This is a genomic window from Xanthomonas sp. F4, assembly GCF_011761895.1.
This window is the reverse complement of the sequence record NZ_JAASQX010000001.1, coordinates 394518-412957: the sequence shown is the minus strand read 5'-3', so window position 1 is coordinate 412957 and position 18440 is coordinate 394518. Positions and strand designations below refer to the sequence as shown.

The 18440-nt window shown below is 69.2% G+C and carries 15 protein-coding genes and 1 riboswitch; of the genes, 7 read left to right on the top strand and 8 right to left on the bottom strand.

The features are described 5' to 3' along the window. Nucleotides 1-7: 7 nt before the first annotated feature. From FHR66_RS01785 to FHR66_RS01775, 3 genes are all read right to left on the bottom strand, one after another. Complete coding sequence (locus tag FHR66_RS01785) at nt 8-583, bottom strand: TetR/AcrR family transcriptional regulator (RefSeq protein WP_160966677.1); 576 nt, start codon at nt 581-583, stop codon at nt 8-10. An 82-nt stretch (nt 584-665) separates the two neighbouring features. Beyond that, nucleotides 666-3380, bottom strand: a complete 2715-nt coding sequence (ppc, locus tag FHR66_RS01780; protein WP_160966675.1) for a phosphoenolpyruvate carboxylase — start codon at nt 3378-3380, stop codon at nt 666-668. 162 nt (nt 3381-3542) lie between these two features. Then, complete coding sequence (locus FHR66_RS01775) at nt 3543-6071, bottom strand: S9 family peptidase (protein WP_260302850.1); 2529 nt, start codon at nt 6069-6071, stop codon at nt 3543-3545. Nucleotides 6072-6223: 152 nt separating this feature from the next. Continuing rightward, nucleotides 6224-6323, top strand: a riboswitch (S-adenosyl-L-homocysteine riboswitch). Nucleotides 6324-6356: 33 nt separating this feature from the next. Between FHR66_RS01775 and ahcY the strand changes: the two genes are divergently transcribed. From ahcY to FHR66_RS01760, 3 genes are all read left to right on the top strand, one after another. Then, complete coding sequence (gene ahcY / locus FHR66_RS01770; RefSeq protein WP_160957428.1) at nt 6357-7802, top strand: adenosylhomocysteinase; 1446 nt, start codon at nt 6357-6359, stop codon at nt 7800-7802. Nucleotides 7803-8071: 269 nt separating this feature from the next. Continuing rightward, on the top strand, nt 8072-8356 hold the full coding sequence (locus FHR66_RS01765; protein WP_160966673.1) for a CopG family ribbon-helix-helix protein: 285 nt from the start codon (nt 8072-8074) through the stop codon (nt 8354-8356). A 1-nt stretch (nt 8357) separates the two neighbouring features. Beyond that, nucleotides 8358-8657 carry a type II toxin-antitoxin system RelE/ParE family toxin gene (locus FHR66_RS01760; RefSeq protein ID WP_160957430.1) on the top strand — a complete coding sequence of 100 codons (300 nt, stop codon included), beginning with the start codon at nt 8358-8360 and terminating at the stop codon, nt 8655-8657. Between the two features lie 104 nt (nt 8658-8761). On the opposite strand, the gene FHR66_RS01755 is transcribed toward FHR66_RS01760, so the two are convergent. After that, nucleotides 8762-8914: a hypothetical protein gene (locus FHR66_RS01755; protein WP_160966671.1), complete on the bottom strand. Its 153-nt coding sequence runs from the start codon at nt 8912-8914 to the stop codon at nt 8762-8764. A gap of 131 nt (nt 8915-9045) precedes the next feature. Then, a complete protein-coding gene (locus tag FHR66_RS01750) occupies nt 9046-9825 on the bottom strand; it encodes a class I SAM-dependent DNA methyltransferase (RefSeq protein WP_237475296.1) in 780 nt (259 codons plus the stop codon). A 511-nt stretch (nt 9826-10336) separates the two neighbouring features. Between FHR66_RS01750 and FHR66_RS01745 the strand changes: the two genes are divergently transcribed. Genes FHR66_RS01745 through FHR66_RS01735 form a run of 3 tightly spaced genes read left to right on the top strand, consistent with a single transcriptional unit; the run spans nt 10337 to nt 13336 of the window. Next, on the top strand, nt 10337-11728 hold the full coding sequence (locus FHR66_RS01745; protein ID WP_160966669.1) for a cytochrome P450: 1392 nt from the start codon (nt 10337-10339) through the stop codon (nt 11726-11728). After that, nucleotides 11721-12635 (top strand): sulfotransferase domain-containing protein, encoded by a 915-nt coding sequence (locus FHR66_RS01740; RefSeq protein ID WP_160966667.1) that lies wholly within the window; start codon nt 11721-11723, stop codon nt 12633-12635. Before FHR66_RS01745 ends, FHR66_RS01740 begins: the two co-directional genes overlap by 8 nt. After that, nucleotides 12632-13336 carry a sulfotransferase family protein gene (locus tag FHR66_RS01735; RefSeq protein ID WP_160966665.1) on the top strand — a complete coding sequence of 235 codons (705 nt, stop codon included), beginning with the start codon at nt 12632-12634 and terminating at the stop codon, nt 13334-13336. The genes FHR66_RS01740 and FHR66_RS01735 overlap by 4 nt, the downstream gene beginning before the upstream one ends. Before the next feature lie 11 nt (nt 13337-13347). Here FHR66_RS01735 and FHR66_RS01730 read toward each other — a convergent pair whose 3' ends face one another. After that, nucleotides 13348-14109, bottom strand: coding sequence for a TorF family putative porin (locus tag FHR66_RS01730; protein WP_343160668.1), 762 nt, complete (start codon nt 14107-14109; stop codon nt 13348-13350). 17 nt (nt 14110-14126) lie between these two features. Beyond that, on the bottom strand, nt 14127-16667 hold the full coding sequence (locus FHR66_RS01725) for a methyl-accepting chemotaxis protein (RefSeq protein ID WP_160966661.1): 2541 nt from the start codon (nt 16665-16667) through the stop codon (nt 14127-14129). Between the two features lie 516 nt (nt 16668-17183). Here FHR66_RS01725 and FHR66_RS01720 point away from each other — a divergent pair. Continuing rightward, complete coding sequence (locus tag FHR66_RS01720; RefSeq protein WP_160966659.1) at nt 17184-17681, top strand: DUF6630 family protein; 498 nt, start codon at nt 17184-17186, stop codon at nt 17679-17681. Between the two features lie 69 nt (nt 17682-17750). On the opposite strand, the gene FHR66_RS01715 is transcribed toward FHR66_RS01720, so the two are convergent. Further along, entirely contained in the window at nt 17751-18308 is a 558-nt protein-coding gene (locus FHR66_RS01715) for a DUF3228 family protein (RefSeq protein WP_160966657.1), read from the bottom strand. Nucleotides 18309-18440: the final 132 nt, after the last annotated feature.

Sequence of the window (18440 nt, the reverse complement as noted above, 5' to 3'; positions counted from 1 at the left end):
GCGCGGCTCACAAGTCCGCCGCCGCTGCGGGCGTGGCCAGGGCGTGGCGCAGCAGGCGGCAACCCCGCTGCGCCAGCGCCTTGCGCTCGGCTTCGTCGCTGCCACGCTGGCAGGCGCCGAGCATGTCCATCGCCAACCCCAGATCCTGGTCGTCCAGGTCGGCACGGCACAGGCCGGCGGCGATCGCACGCTGCAGGTACGGCAGCAGGATCGCCATCGCCCGCGCATGCGCCGCGGCGATCGTCGGATGCTCGCGCGGCATCGACCGCCAATAGTCGGCCAGCGGCGCCGACATCGCGATGTGCTCGGCGACGTCGTACAGCAGCAGGAACAGCCCGTCCGGCCGCGTGCCGATCTCGCGCGCGCAGCCCTCCAGGCCGTCCAGGCCGCGTTCCAGCAGGGCCGCCATCAGTTCGGTGCGGTCGGCGAAATGGCGGTACAGCGTGGCGCGGCCGAGCCCGGCGCGCTCCACCACCAGTTCCAACGGCGCCAACACGCCATGCTCGCAGAACACCTCGTCGGCGGCGTCCAGCAACAAGCGGCGGCGGTGGGCGGTATCGGCTCGCATTTCCATGCGCGGCATTATCGGACAATTTTGTCCGCTTGCAAGCGGATCGCGGTCGGCAGCCGCCGGCATCGACCGGCGGCACCTTGAAGCACTGGCCTCAGCCGGTGTTCTGCACGCCCTGGGCGACGCCGTTGACGCAGGCCACCAGCGCCCGCAGCAGGTCTTCGTCCTCGCCCTCGGTGGCGCGCCAGCGCTGCAGCAGGTCCACCTGCAGCACGCTGATCGGGTCGATGTAGGGGTTGCGCAGGCGGATCGACAAGGCCAGCCGCGGATCGTGCTGCAGCAGCGAGGTTTGCCCGGTCAGCGTCTTCACCCAGCCCTTGGTCAGCGCCAGCTCGTCGCGGATGCGCGGGAAGAAGCGCTCGTGCAGCGGCCCGGACAGGCGCGAGAACATCTCGGCGATGTTGAGGTCGCCCTTGGACAGGACCATGGCGATGTCGTCGAGGAAGGTGCGGAAGAACGGCCAGTCGACGGCCATCGCGCGCAGCGCGTCCTCGTGGCCGGCGTCCACCGCCGCCTGCAGGCCGCTGCCCACGCCGTACCAGCCCGGAATCACCGCGCGCGCCTGGCTCCAGGCGAACACCCAGGGAATCGCGCGCAGGTTGGACAGCGCCGCATCCTGGCCAAGCCGCCGCGACGGCCGCGAGCCCAGGGTCATGCGTTCGATCACGTCGATCGGCGTGGCCAGGCGGAAATAACGCATGAACTCGGCATCGCCGACAAAGCCGCGATACGCCTGGCTGCTGTGTTCGGCGACCAGGTCCATCACCGGCCGCCAGCCGTCCTCGCGCGCGTCGGCCGCACGCGGGCGCAGGCTCGACAGCAGCACCGCGCCGGTCATCTGTTCCAGCGAGCGCAGCGCCAGTGCGCGGATGCCGTACTTGCGGTGGATCACCTCGCCCTGCTCGGTGACCCGCAGACGTCCGTCGACGCTGCCGCGCGGCGCCGCCTCCAGCGCGCGCGTGGTCTTGCCGCCGCCGCGCACGATCGAGCCGCCGCGGCCGTGGAAGAAGGTCAGGCGGATGCCCAATTCGGCCGCCGCCTCCAGCAGTTCCACCTGCGCGCGCTGCAAGCCCCAGCGCGAAGCGGCGATGCCGCCGTCCTTGCCGCTGTCGGAATAGCCGAGCATCACCATCTGCACGTCGTCGCGCGCAGCCAGGTGGCGGCGGTAGACCGGATCGGCCAACAGGTCGCGCAAGGTCGCGGTGCCGCCGCGCAGATCGTCCACGGTCTCGAACAGCGGCACGATGTCCAGCGGCACCGCGCCGTCGTCATCGACCAGGCCGCCGCGGCGCGCCAGCGCCAGCACGGTCAGCACGTCGGCGCGGTCGTGCGCCATCGAGATGATGTAGCTGCCCAGCGCGTCGGCGCCGTGCCGCGCGCGCGCATCGGCGAGCGCGGCGAACACCGCGTCCAGCCGCGCATTGCCTTCGTCGTCGGCGGCCGGCAGGGTCTGCTCGCCGCCAGCGTAAGGACCGAGCAGGCGCGCGCGCTCCTCCACCGCCCGCGCATCCCAGTCCTGCGTGTCCAACGCGGCGGCGACCGCGCGCGCGTGCACGCTGGACTCCTGGCGCACGTCCAGCCGCGCCAGGTGGAAACCGAAGCTGCGCACCCGCCACAGCAGGCGCCGCACCGCGAACCAGCCGGCGTGCAGGCCCTTGTTGGCCTGCAGGCTGTCCAGGATCAACTGCAGGTCGCTTTCCAGTTCGGCCGGGGCGGCATAGGCACCCGGCGCATCGTCCAGGGTGGCCTGCAGGCGCGCGCGCATCAGATCGTTGAGCAATCGGTAGGGCATGTCGCCGTGGCGCGGCCGCGAGCGCGCGGCGGCCTCCGGCAGCAGTTGCCGGTAACGCTCCAGTTGCTCCAGCAGCGGTGCGCTGACCGCGACCAGGGTGGTCGACTGGCTGAGCAGGCTGGCCAGTTGCCACAGTTCCTTCAGATAACGCTCCAGCACCGCGCGCCGCTGCGCGTCGAGGGTGGCGGTGATGGTGGCGGCATCCACATTGGGGTTGCCGTCCATGTCGCCGCCGACCCAGGTGCCGAAACGCAGCAGCCGCGGCAGGGTCAGCGCCTGCCCGTAGGTCTCCTCGATGGCGTGCTCCAGGGTCTCGTACATCACCGGGATCACCCGGTACAGCACCTGGGTCAGGTAGAAGCCGACGTGCTCGCGCTCGTCCTCCACGGTGGGACGCACCGGCGAGGAATCGGCGGTCTGCCACGAGGCGGTCAGCGCCATGCGGAAGCGCGCCGCGTCGGTGGCGCGCTCGCCAGGCGTGCGCAGGCCGTCGAGGTTGTCGACCAGGCTGGCCACCATCAACTGTTCCTTCTCCAGCAGCGCGCGCCGCACCGCCTCGGTCGGGTGCGCGGTGAACACCGGCTCGACGTCGATGCGCGGCAGCCAGTCGCGCAGCTCCTCGAGGCCGACGCCCTGCGCCTTGAGCCGGCGCAAGGCGTCGTGCAGGCCGTCCGGCTGCGGCGTATCGGCGCTGCTGCGCTGGTAGTCGCGGCGGCGGCGGATGCGGTGCACGCGCTCGGCGATGTTGACCACCTGGAAGTAGGTGCTGAAGGCGCGCACCAGCGCCTCGGCGTCGCGCGGCGCGCGGCCGGCGAGCTGCTCGCTCAGCGACGACAGCGGCGCGGCACGCTGGCGGCGGGCGATCGCGGTGGTGCGGATGCGTTCGATCTCGTCCAGGAACTGCGCCGAGACCTGTTCGGCGAGCAGGTCGCCCACCAGGGCGCCGAGGCGACGCACGTCGTCGCGCAAGGGAAGGTCGGGTGTGGCGAAAACGATACTGCTGCGGGACTCGTTCATCGGAAAACGCATGGCTCGGCAGTGGGGGCGCCGCAAGCCTAACCGAAAAGGGATCGCGTCCCGTCGGCCGCGGCGACGGTTTCAAAGCGAACCATTTGCACCGCACGGCAGTGCCCTGTGCCACGGCTGCACGAAAACGTGCGGCCGTGGCACAGGCACGACTCAGCGCGACACAGCGCCTGCCGCAGTCGGCGTGGGCGCCGGCCCCAGATAGGTGCGCAGCCAGCGCTCGCTCTCGGCCAGCATCTGCAGCACCGACTCGCGCGCGCGGTAGGCATGCGCCTCGTTGGGCAGCATCACCAGCCGCGCGGTGCCGCCGTTGCCCTTGATCGCCGCGTACATGCGCTCGCTCTGGATCGGGAAGGTGCCGGAGTTGTTGTCCTCGGCACCGTGGATCAGCAGCAGCGGATCCTTGATCCGGTCGGCGTAGTTGAACGGCGACATCGCCTGGTACACCGGCTGCGCCTGCCAATAGGTGCGCTCCTCGGACTGGAAGCCGAACGGGGTCAGCGAACGGTTGTAGGCGCCACTGCGGGCGATGCCGGCCTTGAACAGGCGGGTATGAGCGAGCAGGTTGGCGGTCATGAAGGCGCCGTAGGAATGCCCGCCGATGGCGATGCGATCGCGATCGGCGACGCCGCGCCGCACCACCTCGTCCACCGCCGCCTGCGCATCGGCGACCAATTGCTCGACGTAGGTATCGTTGGGTTCGCGCGCGCCCTCGCCCACGATCGGCATCGACGGGTCGTTGAGCACCGCATAGCCCAGCGCCAGGAACGCCTGCGGCCCCCAGTAGCCGATCGCATTGAACCGATACGGCGAATCGGTGACCTGGCTGGCGGCATCGGCGGATTTGAACTCGCCCGGGTAGGCCCACATCAGCATCGGCAGCGGGCCGTCGCGCTTGGCGTCGTAGCCCGGCGGCAACAGCAGGGTCGCGGTCAGCTCCACGCCGTCCTTGCGCCGGTAGCGTATCTGCTCCTTGTGCACGTCGCGCAACTGCGGCGTGGGATGGGTGAAGCGAGTCAGCGCCACCGGCTCGGCGTTCGCGCTGTCGAGCCGATAGAAATTGCGCGGCTCCTGCGGCGTCTCGCGGGTGATCAGCAGGCGCTGGCCGCTGTCGTCGAGCAGGGCCTGCGGCACCGCGTAGTACGGCGCCTGCGACTGGAACAGGCGGGTGCTTTTCCGCGTGTCCAGATCGTAGCGGTCCAGGAACGGCCGATCGCCCTGCGGCGAAGCGCCTTCGCCGCGCAGGAACAGGCTGTGGCCATCGGCGGCGATCAACAGGCGCGGGTTGCCGGCGGCATCGCGCTCCGTCACCGGCGTGCCGGGATCTGCGTAGCGGTCCTCCTGCGAACGCTGCGCCAGTAGCTGCGGCGCCTGCGCGGGATGGTCCGGGGCCACGCGCCACTGCTTGGTCTGCCGCGTCTTCCACCAGAACTCGTCGATCAGGGCCAGATCGCCGCGGCCCCAGGCAATGCCGGCAAAGCGCGACTGCAGGCGCGCCAGCGTCACCGGCGGCGCCTTGAACGGCGCCGCCTGCATCATCACCGCGTCGCGCACGGCCGCTTCGCGCGCCGGGTCGCCGCCGTCCTGGGCTTCCGCCCAGACCAGGGTGGCCGGCGCGTCGCTGCGCCAGTCGATGTCGCGCACGCCGGTGCGCACCGCATCGTTGCCGGTCGGCAGGCCTTCCACCAGCGGCAGCTGCGCCAGCGTGTGCACCGGCTTGCCGGCGCGGTCGAGCACCTCGATGGTGCGCGGGAAGCCACTGGCCGGCACCAGGTAGGAGAACGGCCGCTGCAGGCGCTGCGCCAGCAGATAGCGGCCGTCCGGCGACGGCGCCAGCGACAGGTACAGGTCCGGGTTGGCGATGCGCTGCACCTGCCCGTCGACATCGACCAGCGCCGGCTGCGCGCGCAGTTGATCGTCGAACTGGCGCGCGTCGGCCTCGTTCTTCAGCAGGTCCTGATAGGTGCGCAAGGCGGTGGCGCCACCGCCCGCGGTCTGCTGCACCGCCGGCCCGGTCGGCACTGCATCGGCGGGCGGCGCCGCGCCCTGCTCCTGCGGCTGCAGCAGCACCAGCAACTGGCGGCTGTCGGGCATCCATGCGTAACCGTCGCCGGACACCGTGTTCAGCCGCTCGGCGATCCGCCGCGCTCGCTGCGCGGCGATGTCCACCACCCACAGCTCGTTGGCGCCGTTGCGTGCGTCGACCCGGTTGAAGGCCAGATGACGCTGGTCCGGCGCCCAGGCCATGCCGGCGATCGACAGCGGCGACGGCAGGCCGTCGATGCGCAGCTCGCTGCCGTCGGCGATGCGCAGCAACCACAGTTTGTCGCCGAAGACGAACCGGCTCTGCGAGCGGGTGCGCGGATGGATGCGCAGGCCGGCGAGCTTGAGTTCCGGCTGCGCGACCTGCGCGATGCCGGGCAGCGCGGGGAGCTGCAGCATCGCCGCCAGATCGCGCCGCGGGCTCAGCGACAGTTGCGGCGGCCGCGGTGCGTCGACAATGGCCTGCAGCGGCGCCGACGGCAGTTGATAGCCGCTGTCGGCTGGATCGGCGGTGGCCGCCGCCGCAGGTGCCGAGGCCGCGTTGGCGGCGGCGCTGCCGGCGGCGGCCAGGGCCGCGCACAGCAGGCCGCAGACCGGCCTGGCGACGCGGCGGCGCCCGCGCACTGTGATCTGGTTCATCTCTCCCCTCTCCTTCCCATCGAACGAACCGACGACGGTAGCAGGGCCGGCGTCGGGCGCCCCCTGTCGATGGTTGGGCCTGGGCGTGTCCTCCATGTTCTGACCGCGTGTTCAAGCGCCACACGCAGCAGCCGCTATAATCGGTTACCCCTTGCGCCGAGGGGCGCTGCGACCGGATCGAGACCGGATTCTCCGTCTCCAGATCCGGCCAGGCTCGGCGCGAGGCTTGAGCGACAACGGCGCCCGGACTTCGCGAGTTTCTCGCCATTGACCGGAGCTTTATCGATGAACGCTGCACTCAAGCGCTTTTCCACCGAGGGCGACTACAAGGTCGCCGACATTTCCCTGGCCGATTGGGGCCGCAAGGAACTGGACATCGCCGAGCACGAGATGCCGGGCCTGATGTCGATCCGCCGCCAGTACGCCACCGCCAAGCCGCTGGCCGGGGTGCGTGTCACCGGCTCGCTGCACATGACCATCCAGACCGCGGTGCTGATCGAGACGCTGAAGGACATCGGCGCCGACGTGCGCTGGGCCTCGTGCAACATCTTCTCCACCCAGGACCACGCCGCCGCGGCGATCGCCGCCACCGGCACCCCCGTGTTCGCCTGGAAGGGCGAGACCCTGGAGGAATACTGGGACTGCACTCTCGACGCGCTGACCTTCACCCTGCCCGACGGCACCCAGACCGGGCCGGAGCTGGTGGTGGACGACGGCGGCGACGTGACCCTGCTGATCCACAAGGGCTACGAGCTGGAGAACGGCTCCAAGTGGGTCGACGAACCGGCCTCCTCGCACGAGGAGCAGGTGATCAAGAACCTGCTCAAGCGCGTGGCGGTGGAGCGCCCGGGCTACTGGACCCGCGTGGTCAAGGACTGGAAGGGCGTCTCCGAAGAGACCACCACCGGCGTGCATCGCCTGTACCAGCTGGCCGAGGCCGGCACCCTGCTGATCCCGGCGATCAACGTCAACGACTCGGTGACCAAGAGCAAGTTCGACAACCTGTATGGCTGCCGCGAGTCGCTGGCCGACGGCCTCAAGCGCGCGATGGACGTGATGCTGGCCGGCAAGGTCGCGGTGGTGTGCGGCTACGGCGACGTCGGCAAGGGCTCGGCGCACAGCCTGCGCGCCTACGGCGCCCGCGTCATCGTCACCGAGATCGACCCGATCTGCGCGCTGCAGGCGGCGATGGAAGGCTTCGAGGTCAACACCGTCGAGGACACCCTCGGCCAGGCCGACATCTACGTCACCACCACCGGCAACAAGGACATCATCCGCATCGAGCACCTGACGCAGATGAAGGACCAGGCCATCGTCTGCAACATCGGCCACTTCGACAACGAGATCCAGGTCGAGGCGCTGTACAAGCTGCCGGGCGTGCAGAAGATCAACATCAAGCCGCAGGTGGACAAGTTCGTGCTGCCCAACGGCAATGCGATCTTCCTGCTGGCCGAAGGCCGCCTGGTCAACCTGGGCTGCGCCACCGGCCATCCCAGCTTCGTGATGTCCAACAGCTTCGCCAACCAGACCCTGGCGCAGATCGACCTGTGGCAGAACAAGGACAGCTACGAGAAGCAGGTGTACCGCCTGCCGAAGAAGCTGGACGAGGAAGTGGCGCGCCTGCACCTGGAGAAGATCGGCGTGAAGCTGACCAAGCTCACCGACGCGCAGGCCGCCTACCTGGGCGTGCCGGTCGACGGCCCGTTCAAGCCGGAGCACTACCGCTACTGAGCCGTTGGCAAGACATCGCCATGCAGACAAGAACGGGCGCCGCGAGGCGCCCGTTTTTTGTGCGGTCGGTGCTGCGAGCGCATGGTCGGGAGGCTAGGAACATGCTCGGGAGCTAGGAATTCGTATCGAGCGAAAACCGCCGGCATCGCTGAGCCAATCCCTGCTCCAAGCGGACTTTCCGCCAAGCTGACCGAAGGCGGCTGTCCGGCCAGGCCACCTGTACCACACCTGTGCTACATTGATTCCACACCAATCGCCTGGAGCTCCCCATGAGCACCACCACCATCCGCCTGCCGGACGCGCTCAAGGCCCGCATCGCCAAGGCCGCGGAAGCGGCCGGCACCACGTCGCACAACTTCATCTTGGAAGCCATTGCCGAGAAGGCCGAGCTGGCCGAGCGGCGCGTCGACTTCCATGCAGAGGCCGAGCGCCGTTGGGGCCAATTCCTCGAGACCGGCGAGAGCATTCCCTGGGACGAGATGCGTCGTTATCTGATGGAACGCATTGAGGGCAAGGACACTCCCCCTCCCGTCCCCCGCAAGTTCGCGAAATAGCATGGCGCACGTCGAGTTCCTGCCATCTGTCAACGAGGACCTACGGCGCATCATCGGCCATCTGGAACAACACGAAGCCGAACATATCCAAGAGCGTCTGAGCGAGATCGTCAGCGCATCGAATGTGCTGACGGACAATCCGCTGATCGGCCGGCTGACGCGCCATGATGTGCGTGAACTGGTCATTGGCCAAGGCGCTCACGGATATATTGCCCTCTACCGATACGTGGTTGCGCTGGATACCGTCTTTGTCCTGGCGATCCGCGCGCAACGCGAGGCAGGCTATGCACGCGATGCCTAACATCAAGGCCGGCGCGCCAACCTGATCGATGCGATGCTGACAGGGACATGGGCGCGCGAAGCCCCACCCCGACTGATTTGCTACAACGGCCCCCCTCGCGCCTGCTAGCGCGGCACTTCGCTGCCGGAAGATGACATGCTGAGTGACTCCCGCAGCAAACTGGCGATCGCGAAGCCAATCGCACCGTGCTTGGTCGTGGCACGAGCGTCGACCAGACCAAGCACGATGCGGCGCGGCTGCAGGCGCGGTTCGCCCATGACACCAACGGTATCGACCGGTATCGCATCGGCATGGACACGCAGGCGCCAAAGGTGACATGGCCCCACTGCAGATTCCGCAACGCACACACCGGACATCGCCATCTAGTGCCTGAGACGGCGCAAGTCTTTCAGATCTTGCGCTCGCCAGCCGGCACGTACACCGAAATCTGGATGCGGCTGCGCGCGTGATACGGCGCACGTGCCCAGTCGCTCCAGCGCGCCTCAAGACGCAGGCCGGCGATCTGCGCCATCAGGTCCAATTCGGACGGCCACACGTAGCGGCGGCGCTCGCGGAAGATGCGCGTGCCGGACTCACCCAGCACCACCACGCGCTGGTCGATGCGTTGCTGCAGCGGATCGGGCTGCGAGCACACCAGCATCACCGCAGCGCCGTCGCCGTCGCCGTCGCCGTCGCCGTCGGTATCCGGCACGTCCAGCACCTGGCTGACCTTGCCGCTGCCGTCGAATACCTCTGCGCCCGGCACCGCGGTCTGGATCAGCAAGCGTCCGTCGGGTGTCAGACAACGCGCAGCATTGATCATGCAACGCAGTTGTTCGGCCTGGGTCAACAGATAGCCGAACGCCGCCACTGCGTAGATCAGGCCGAACGGCCCGGACACCGGCATGTCGGCGAAGTCGGCGCAGACCAGCTGCAGACGTTCGCTGCCGGGTTTCGCACGCAAGGCCTCGAGCATCGCCGGCGCGTTGTCGATGCCGGTGACCGGCACATCGCAATGCGCAAGCGGCAAACCGAGGCGGCCAGTGCCGATGCCCAGTTCCAGTGCCGCACGGCCCGCGGCCAGCTCGGCGAGGACACCGACGCACTGCTGCGTGACGACGTCGGGCCAGCGATCGTAGAACCGGTCGTAGATCGCGGCCAGGCGGTCGTAGTCGTGGGTCACGGGCATCCGCAGCCACTCGTTGCCGAAGTGGCGCGACGATAGCACGCACTGATGCGACCGGATGGCGCTGCGCACAGGGCGATGCCGTGCATGGCAGGCGTTGCAATCCCCTGAGACCGCGTGCAATACACGGCACGGCGCAGCAGATGACAGGCGCATTGCAGTTGGCCGCGCTTCAGTCTTTCGCTTGCGTCGCCACACCCAAGCAGGGATGCTTTTCCCGCGTCTGTCACGGTGACAGACGCGACAACCGCAACAGATTCCCCGTTCAATCAGGAGTATCGCCATGAAACGCCTTTTTGATTCGCTGTCGCGCTGGGTGCAGAGCCTCGGCGGCCGCAAGCTCGGCTACATCTACACCTACTGACCTTCCCGCCACCGTCGTGTGGCGTGTCTGTGCGAGAGGGGGCAATCGTCCCCCTCTCGCGGCGCTTCTCTTCGCGCGACCACGCGCTTCGTTCGCCATGCGCCACATGCCAGCTTCCGTCTCGCGGCGCGTCACCATGCGGATCTTCGCGTGACCGAAGCGCACCGACTGCCACCAGGGCCGCGCGGGCACTGGGCGTTCGGCAATCGGCAGGCCTTCGCTGCCGATCCCCTGGAATTCCTGCAACGCAGCGCACGCGAGCATGGCGACGTAGTGCAGATTGCCGAGCGCACCTATCTGATCGCAGCACCGGCTGCCATTGCCAGGGTGCTCGGCGACGACGGCAGCCTCTATGCCAAATCGGATCCGGATCCGCGTGCGCGCCGCGCCGCATTCCCGGGATCGGTGATGAACAGCGAGGGCGAGGCATGGCGGCACAAGCGCCAGGCACTGCAGCCCGCGTTCCGCGCCAGCCTGGTGCGCGACTACGCCGGGCAGGCGCTCGCTGCCACGCAGGCGTTGTTGCAGGCGCGCAATGACAGCGCCCACGCCCAGGATCTGCGCCTGACGATGACGGCGCTTTGTGCGCAACTGGGCGCCGGTTTCCTGCTCGGCGACACGGCACACGCGCCGGCACTGCTGCGGCTGCTGCCGATGGTCGATGCGATCCTGCAGCAGACGCGCACGCCGTCGGCGGCACCGGCCTGGTGGCCGAGTGCCGGCAAGCGGCGACTGCGTACCGCACGCAGCGAACTGGACAGCGCGCTGACGCAGATCCTGGTGTCGCCGCATTCAGCAGGTACAGGCGCTTCGGTACTGGAGCTGCTGCAGCGCGACGATCCGCAGGGCCAGGGCGATTGGTGCCGCGACGAAGCGGCGGCGATGCTGATGTCGGCGCTGGAGCCGATGGCGGCCGGCCTGACCTGGACGCTGCTGCTGCTGGCCCAGCATCCGGCGATCGCGCAGGCGGTGGCGGAGGAAGCCGATGCCCTGCCCGGCCTCGACAGCGCGTCCGCCATGGCCTGCGACGACGCGCTGGTCGAACGCCTGCCGCTGGCCCGCGCCTGCGTGAAGGAAGCCATGCGCCTGTATCCGCCGGCGTGGATGACCGCGCGCATCGCCCAACGCGACACCACGCTGGAGGGCTTCGCGGTGCCACGCGGCACCCAGCTGGTCATCAGCCAATGGGTGGTGCAGCGCGATCCGCGCCACTTCGCCGCGCCGGACCGCTTCACGCCGGCACGCTGGCTGGACCCCGCACATGCGCCGGCGCGCTACACCTACTTCCCTTTCGGCGGCGGCCAGCGCAGTTGCATCGGCAGCCAACTGGCACTGGTGCAGATGACCGTGGTCGTGGCCGGCCTGCTGCGCGAGCGCACGCTGCAGCTGGCCGCGGATGCGCAGCCGCGGCCGTATCCGGCGCTGGTGCTGCGTCCACTCGATGTCCGCATCGCCCTGCGCCCGCGCACGGCAGCCCCGCCTCGCCAGTCGCCTACCGCGACGGCGCCCCTCGCTCCCACACCGGAAGCCCCGCATGGCTGATCCCGCCGCCTTCGCCAAGACCCGGGAATATCCCAACCGCTTTTTCGATTCGGCTGCCTGGAACGCGCTGGCCTTCCGCGACGGCGACATCGTCATTGCCAGCTACGCCAAGGCCGGCACCACCTGGCTGCAGCAGATCGTCGCGCAGTTGTTGTTCGAGGGCGCGGCGGACGTCGACGTATCGGCGATCTCGCCATGGTTGGACGGCGTGTACCCGGACCGCGCCAGCAAGCTCGCGCTGCTGCAGGCGCAGACCCACCGGCGCTTCATCAAGACCCATTTGCCGGCCGATGCATTGGCGGTCAGCGATCGCGCCAAGTATCTGTACATCGGCCGCGATGGCCGCGACATCGCGCTCAGTCTGTACGACCACCAATGCGCGGTCAGCCAGGATGCGCAGGCGCGGCTGGACGCCGGCGCGGCCGAACCCGGCAAGCTGCGCGTGGTGCCGCCGCCGAGCCTTCCCGTGGACGCCTACGTGGCGCATTGGCTGGCCCACGACGGCGCACCGTTCTGGCCGTTCTGGGAAGGCGTGCGCAGCTGGTGGCAGCAGCGCGCGCAGCCCAATGTGCTGCTGGTGCACTACGCCGACCTGCTGGAGGATCTGCCCGCACAGGTGCGGCGCATCGCCACGTTTCTGGAGATCCCGGTACGCGAGGCGACCTGGGAGACGATCCTGGCGCACTGCCAGTTCGGCTACATGCGCCAACACGCCGCACGCTACGTGCCGCAGGGCGCCGGGCTGTGGCGCGAGGGCGGCAAGGCCTTCTTCAACCAGGGCCGCAGCGGCCGCTGGCGCACGCTGTTGCCGGCGGCCGTCGCCGCCGACTATGAGGCGCGCGCGCAGGCCGAACTGGGTCGCGAGGCCGCGCAGTGGCTGGCGCAGGGCGCAGGGGCGTCGGCATGAGCCTGCGCATCATCGGCGCCGGCCTCGGCCGCACCGGTACCCTGTCGCTGAAAGTGGCGCTGGAGCATCTGGGCCTGGGCCGCTGCTATCACGCCATGGAACTGGCCGCGAACCTGCGCCAGGCCTTGCCGCTGTGGGACGCGGCGATCGACGGGCAGGCGGATTGGGAAGCGCTGTTCGCAGGCTACACCGCCACCGTCGATTATCCCGGCTGCTGCTTCTGGCTCGAACTGGTCGCACGCTATCCGCAGGCCCGGGTGATCCTGACCGTGCGCGATGCCGATGCCTGGTTCGATTCGGTGCGCAGCACCATCTTCGCCAGCGACGGCAGCGTGCCGGCCTTGTTCGGCCCTGATGGCCAACGTCTGAGCCAGTTCCTGCGCCGCGGGTTCGCCACACGCATCGACGATCGCGGCTTCATGACCGACTACTTCCACCGCTGGAACCAGGCCGTCATCGCCAACGTACCGGCACATCGCCTGCTGGTACTCGACACCGACGCGCAGAGCGGCTGGGAACCGCTGTGCGCCTTCCTCGGCGTGCCGGTGCCGACACAGCCGTATCCGCGCGTGCATGCGCGCGGCAGCAACGGCGCGCAAGCGCGCCCGCTACCGAGCGAACCAGCACAACGCGAACAACGCCTGCGCGCCTACCTGGACCGGCTCGCCGTGGAGGCGTTCGCGCCGTCCGTCGACGGCTGATCGCCACCCGGCTACAGCGAGAAATTGCGCTTGATGGTGAACGACCAGGCGCCGTCGATCGGATTGGTGACATGCACCCGGCCGTCGCCATCCGGCACGCCAGTGGTGTAGCGGCGGTAGACCCCGGCGCTGTTCCAAGCCCGCGAATAGGCCAGCCCGAACTCGGTGCCGCGCCAGGTACGGCTCAGGCCCACGCGCGCGTCGGTCCAGCCGTAGTCGGCGAAGTTGCGCACGTGCTGATGGCCCGCATGCATGCTCGCCTGCCAGTCCGACGCCAGCGGCAGCGTGGCGTCCAGCGCCAGATAGCCGGAGCCGCGCGAGTGCTGGCCCTGGCCGACGCCCAGCGTGGCACTGTTGTAGCCGAAGTAGTCGCGCGTCCAGGTGCTGGCGTAGGACAGCTCCACCGTCCGCCAGTGCGCGGCGACGATGGCTTCGCCGTAGTCGTAGCGGGTGCCGCTGGCGCTCATGCGCGCGCCGGGATACGCGTAGTGGTAGACGCCGGCGCGCCAGCCCCAGTCGCCATGGCTGGCTGCATAGCCGGCATATACGTCCCACTCCACGTGCCCGCCTTCGATGAAGTACGAACTCACGCCCGACGCCCAGGTGCCGGCATACCAGCCGCTGTCCGCGGCCACGTCCAGCCCGCCCTGCAGCACCGGCCGGCCCCAGCTCTGCTCGAAACCGCGCGAGACGTAGTTCGAGGTCGCCGCCAGATTGGCGCTGGCGGTCCCGGCCCAGGCCGGTGCAGCGGCGCCCAACGCGAGCAGGAGCACTCCCGTGCGCACGGCCCTCACGACGCCAGCTCCAGCCGCGTCCGGCCCGAGGTCCCCAGGCCGCCCGGCGATGGTGCCGCGAGCTTGAACAACGCCACCGCGCGCTGCAGTTCCTCGGCTTGCTCCTCCATCGCCCGCGCCGCCGCGGTGGCCTCCTCGACCAGCGCGGCGTTCTGCTGGGTCACCTCGTCCATCTGCACGATGGTCTTGCCGACCTGTTCGATGCCGGCGCTCTGTTCCTGCGAAGCGGCGGCGATCTCGCTCATGATGTCGGTGACCCGACGCACGCTGGCCACCACCTCGCGCATGGTGTCGCCGGCGCCGTTCACCAACGCGGTGCCGTCGTCGATCTTCCCGACCGAGGTATCGATCAGGCCCTTGATCTCGTGCGCCGCGGTCGCCGACCGCTGCGCCAGCGCGCGCACCTCGCTCGCCACCACCGCGAAGCCGCGCCCCTGCTCGCCGGCGCGCGCGGCTTCCACCGCGGCGTTGAGCGCCAGGATATTGGTCTGGAAGGCGATGCCGTCGATCACACCGATGATCTCGGCCATCTTCTTCGACGCGGCGGCAATGCCGGTCATGGTCTCCACCACCTGCTCGACCACTGCGCCGCCACGCGACGCCACACCGGCGGTGTCCTGCGCCAGGCGATTGGCCTGGTGCGCATGCTCGGCGTTCTGCTTCACCGTGGAGGTCAGCTCCTCCATCGAGGCCGCGGTCTCTTCCAGATTCGCCGCCTGCTGCTCGGTACGACGCGACAGGTCGTCATTGCCGGCCGCGATCTCGCCGGCGGCGGTGTTGATCGCGGTGGTGGCCTGCTGGATGCGACCGACGATGCCGGTCAGCTGCTCCACGGTGGCATTGGCATCGTCGCGCATCTGCGCGAACACGCCATGGAATTCGCCGTGCATGCGCGCGGTGAGGTCGCCCTGCGCCACGGCGCGCAACAGCGTCGACAAGGCCGAGAGATTGCCTTCGGTCAGCTCCATCAGCCGGTTCAGCCCGACCACCATGCCGCGGAAGTCGTACTGGAAGCGTTCGGCATCGCCGCGCCGGGAGAAATCGCCGGAGGCCGCGGCCTGTGCCAGTTCGGTGATGGCCTGGTTGATCGCCTGCAGGCTGTGCTTGGTGGTGCGCATCGCCTCGGTGATCGCCGCCTTCTCGCCCGGCAGCGGTTCCATGTCCACCTGCATGTTGCCGATCGCGTACTGCGACATCACCTCGACCAGGCGCCGCTGCACGTCCACGTGCGCGGCGACCAGCGCGTTGGTGCCGTGGACCATGCGCCCGTATTCGCCGGGGAAGCGCTCGGCGTCCATCCGGTAACTCATCTCGCCGGCGTCGTGGCGCTGCGCCATCTCCGCCTGGGCCTGCATCACCGCCTGCAACTGCGTCTGCATGCTGCCCATCGCATCCAGCAGCTGGCCCAGTTCGTCGTCGCGACGGTGGCGGACCTGGCTGTCCAGGCGCCCGGCGGCGACCGCCGAGGACACGCGCACCGCCTCGGCCAGCGGATCGAGCACCTGCCGGCGCAGCAACAGGTACAGCGCACCGCTCAGCAACAACGCCGAGAGCAGGCCGACCGCGGCGATGGTCCACAACAGCGCACGCGCCTTGGCCATGACCAGCGCATACGGCACCGAGATGCCCAGCGCGAACGCCTGGGGCGCATCGCCGATCTTCAGCGGCACGAACACGTTCAATGCATCCTCGCCGTCGGCGCGGCGATGGTCGAATACCACCTCGCCCTTGGCCACGCGCGCGAGCATGTCCTTGGACCAGGCGTCGTTGCGGGTCTTGCCGACCTGCTGCGGATCGCGGCTGGCCATCACCATGCCCAACGGCGACAGCAGGCTGGCGTAGCCCTCGCCCATCGGCCGCAGCGCGGCGATGCGCTGCTGCAGCGTATCCAGGGTGAAGTCGACGGTAACCACACCTAGGAAGCGGCCGTTCTCCAGGATCGGCGTGGCCAGCGTGGTCATCAACGTGTCCTTGCCGGCCACCGGGTAGTAGTACGGCTCGATCACCACCGGCTTGTGCGTATTGCGCGCCAGCAGGTACCAGTCGCCGTCGCCCGGCTTCTCGTAGTCGCGCAGCGCCTCGCGCACCAGCTTGCCGTTCTGCCGCGACCACCAGGTCATGTAGCGGCCGGTGGCATCGTGGCCCTCGGCACCGACGAAGGCCTTGTCGTTGCCGTCGAACGCGTCCGGCTCCCACATCGTGCTGATGCCCAGCCATTGCGGATGCGCGTCGAGCTGGCTGCGCAACACCGCGGTGGCGGTGGCACGCGACAGGCCAGCGGCGTGCTGCACGCGGAAGCTGTTGGCCAGCGCATCGCTGGCGTCGAAGGCAACACCGATCTCGCGCGACACGCGCTGCGCTTCCAGTTGCGCCAGGTTCTCGATGCTGGTGCGCGAGGTCGACAGCAACGCATCGCTGCTGCGCCAGTAGATGATCATCGCGGTCAGGCCGAAACAGGCGAGCGCGAGCAGGCCGGTACCCAGCATCAGGCGTTTGGCGACGCTGCCGCGACGTCGATGCGGCGACGGAGTGGACATGAAGGCTTCCTTGGCGGGGAGAGGGAATACGGTCGCGGGGAACGCGCACTGCGTCAGCTCACCGCAGCGCGCGGCGCGAGCGCGCCGTGTCCGTTGCCGATGATCTGCCCGGAACGCCTTCCCCATCGGGCCACGACGCGCGGCCGGGCATCACGTCCCGGCGCGGCTGCATGGCGGCCCACCCCATCGCTATCGTCCCGTCGCCCGCAAACTTGATGGCCATCCCGCGCCAGGCCGATGAACGGACGGGTGTTCGCGTTCAAAGCGGCCGATCGCGCGTGGTTTTCTCCTGTATGCATGCGCCAGTGAACAGCTGCGTGCACTGGTGCAGCACTGCGTGTCGGCATACACAAGCGCGACGGCATGAGGGACGAGCCATGCGGATACCGGCGAGGTACGCGCGGTATGCGAGCAAGCCGCACGCGAACGGACGGCGCCCCCGGTGCGGCCACGGCAGCCCGGTGTTGCTGCCGGCACGACGGTGCATCGACAATGGCCCGTACAAGGAGAGAGGCCATGCACCCTGCCCGCGACAGCTGGACGTCCATCTGCGACACGGTTGCGCCCGAAGACCACGACCTGGGCGACGACGTTGCGCTCGCCGTGGAGGCGCCGGCGCGCTATCTGCAGCGGTTCGAAGAATCGCTGTTCGAGCGCGGCATCGAAGAGCCCCATCAGGTCACTCCGTGGCTAGCCCTGGTCGACGGGTTGATCGCCCGGCGCTTGTGCACCGAGGTGGATTGGAAAGTGGACGCCGCCGACCTCGCCCACGCGCTGGGCGAACTGCGGCCCCTGGCGGGCATGCGGAACGTGCTGTCGCCACTGGCCGCATCGCAGACACGCAACGAAGAGGCGCTGACGCTCGCGGCGCGCTGCCTGCACGCGCAGGGCATGGCACTGATCCATCTCGACATCGACAGCGACAGCTATCCGTTGCTGGTCGTCCCTGTGGACCGGGGCGAGGCGACGCGGCGGATGGCCGAAGCGTTGGGCGAACGCGCCGCCGCCCTGTAAGCCGCGACGCGCGTATCGCCGTCGCACGCATCTTCCGGCGTGCTGGGCATCGACACGTGCGAGCCGGGCTTACGGCCGCCAGTTGGCGTTGTATTCCCAGAACGCCACGCTGCGTCGATAGGCGTCGCGATCCAACGGAACGCCGGAGCCACCCTCCTCCACGCCCAGCGCATTGCGCAGCATGGTGATCGGCGCCATCGGGATCTCCTGCGGCTCGGCGGTGTACAGGCAACCGACCACGCCCCAGTCCGCCTCGATCGGCGCGCCCTCGTGGGCGAGTTGTTCGCGGCTGTAGAGGATGGGCAGCAGGTACTCCGCCACCGGCGGCTCGACCCCTTCGAACCAGCGCACCAGTACCGGCAGTTCCTCGCGACTGCGCGCCTCGTAGCCGGAACGCAGCAGGCGCCGGTTGGCGTCGGTGATCGGCACGGTCAGGCAGCGCGTCGAGGTCCAGTTGCGGTGCACGTGCAACTTGCAGAATGGCGCGTAGCCGTCGAGCACCTGCAGCGGCGCGTGCGCGTTGAGATGCTGCTCGAACTGTTCCGGCGTGCAGTCCTGGATCGCATTGCGGCGGCCATCGCGCGGGAACAGGCGCGTGCGGGCGAACGGCGTGAGGACGATGGACATGGCGGACTTGGCGAACGAGGGCGGACAAGCGTAGCGCGCGGCACGGCCGGTGCCCACCGTGCCGCCAGATCCCGATGCGTATCTGGCGCATCAGCCTCAGCATGGGAAACCAGGATAGGAGCGGCTTCAGCC